3 protein-coding genes are annotated in these 2,107 nt (G+C 49.7%); all 3 read right to left on the reverse strand.

The window, feature by feature from the left end; all coding sequences use genetic code 11:
* Nucleotides 1-49: 49 nt before the first annotated feature.
* Nucleotides 50-541 carry a disulfide bond formation protein B gene (locus tag ACTHUE_RS16605; protein WP_039864291.1) on the reverse strand — a complete coding sequence of 164 codons (492 nt, stop codon included), beginning with the start codon at nt 539-541 and terminating at the stop codon, nt 50-52.
* A 205-nt stretch (nt 542-746) separates the two neighbouring features.
* Nucleotides 747-1,145 (reverse strand): c-type cytochrome, encoded by a 399-nt coding sequence (locus ACTHUE_RS16610; protein ID WP_219089597.1) that lies wholly within the window; start codon nt 1,143-1,145, stop codon nt 747-749.
* Nucleotides 1,146-1,265: 120 nt separating this feature from the next.
* Nucleotides 1,266-2,107 (reverse strand): ferrochelatase (gene hemH / locus ACTHUE_RS16615; RefSeq protein WP_440424019.1); only part of this gene is annotated, 842 nt, incomplete at its 5' end.

Consider the following 2,107-nt stretch of genomic DNA (forward strand, 5'->3'; position numbering starts at 1 on the left):
AACAAAAGGCCGTCTGAAATTTCAGACGGCCTTTTTATATCGAAACCAATCAGATTTTTCTGGTTTTCAACCAAGCCCAAAGCAGCAGCAATACCACGAAGCTGAAATACAAAATACTCCACACCGGCAGGGCGACGCCGAATAGATAGTCCGGCTCGGCGCAGTTGCCAAAGCCGCGAACGATGGGTTCAAACCAATCGAACAAAGGCCAGTCGCGCAAGCGGAAGGTCCAAGGTGCGCCGCAAGAAGGGGCGGTGCCGGGCGGCAGGCTTTGCAGCCAAATTTGATAGGCGGCGACACCTGCGCCATAAACGGCCGGAGCGGCAATCAACAATGCCGAGAGCGAGCGGGCAAATTTGGAAGATTGAGAACTAAATGCCGTAACAATGGCCAACAGCCCGACAGCCAATACGCACAAGCGTTGCAGGATGCACAATACGCACGGGTTCATGCCCAAAACGTATTGGGAAATAAAGGAGCCGCAGGCAGCAAATATGGAGAGGACGACTAAAAATAAAACAGTCTTGCGGAAAAAGTTCATAACATAAAACCTTTCAGACGGCCTGGACGCAAAACAGCCGCTAAATAACGTTTACTTTAACACAAAACGCATATGCTTTTTTTGATTTGACGGTTTTTTGCGTATGTTTGTTGATGTTGCATAACCATAAATATGGAAACAAAAATGTGTTCCATATCGAAAAGGCCGTCTGAAATATTCAGACGGCCTTTATGGGAGAGACGTTTTATTTTTTCCCGTGAGATTTTTTGACATCTGCTTCAGTAATCGTACCGCCGCCATTATTGAAGGCGTTCATGATGTAAGTGGCAACGGCGGCAACATCGGCATCGTTGATGGCGGTAGAAGGCATGAAGCCGTTGTAGGATTTGCCGTTTACTTTAATCGGGCCGTTGATGCCTTTGGTCATGCTTTGCAACAGGGCTTGCGGTTTTTTATTGATATAGTCGGACTGGAATAAAGGCGGGAACATGGCACCCCGACCTTCGCCTTTTTTACCGTGGCAGGCAGCGCAGTTGGTTTCGTAAATTTTTTGTCCTTTGCTCATCAGCGCGGCATCAGCGGCAAAAGCAGTTGGGAGGCTGAGTGCGGTCAGAAGGAGCAGGATAGGGCGGAGTGCAGTCATGATGTGTTCCTTTTTGAGTGGTGTTTTTGATGGCCACACGCTTGGTTTGCGTTTTAATAGCTTGATGATAACGCTAAAGGCCGTCTGAAAGTGAATTTTTCAGACGGCCTTTGGTTTAGGTCAAATCCAGCCTTGCAGATTGGCCCGACTTAATTGTGCAAGTGCGGCAATCCAGTCGGCGGAATCGTTGAGGCAGGGGATGTAACGGTATTCTTTGCCGCCGGCGGCGTGGAATTGTTCGCGTCCCATAATGGCGATTTCTTCCATGGTTTCGAGGCAGTCGGCCAGGAAGCCGGGGCAGAATACGTCGAGTTTAGTTGTGCCTTGTTTCGGCAGCTGATCAAACAGGGCTTGCGTGCTGGGCTTGACCCATTGGGATTTGCCAAACTGGCTTTGGAAAGAAACGATGTATTCTTGTTCGGACAAGCCCAATGCCTGCGCCAACAGCTTGGCAGTATGGTGGCACTCGTCAGGATAAGGGTCGCCGTCGTCGTGATGCTTTTGCGGAATACCGTGGAAACTCAACATCAGTTTTTCGCTGCGTCCGTTTTGAGTCCAATAGGCTTCAATATGCTGCTTCATGGCTTGAATATAGGCGGCATCGTCATAATAACGGGAGACGGTGCGGACGCTCATTTGGTTGCGTTGCAGCAATAACTCTTGAAACACTTTGTCCAAAGCCGCGCCGGTAGAAGAGCCGGCATATTGCGGATAGAGCGGGATGACCAGCAATTTGCCCACACCTTGGGCTTTGAGTTCCGCCAAAACGTCGGCAACGCTTGGATTGCCGTAAGTCATGGCATGACGGACGATGACATCGGGCAAATGTTTGGACAGGGCTTCTGCTTGGCGGTGTGTGTAAACCTCAAGCGGCGAACCTTCTTTAAACCAAACTTTTTCATAGGCATGCGCGCTTTTTTTCGGGCGAAAAGTCAATACCAAGCCGCGCAATATCGGTTGCC

Source organism: Neisseria sp. P0021.S005 (assembly GCF_051956955.1).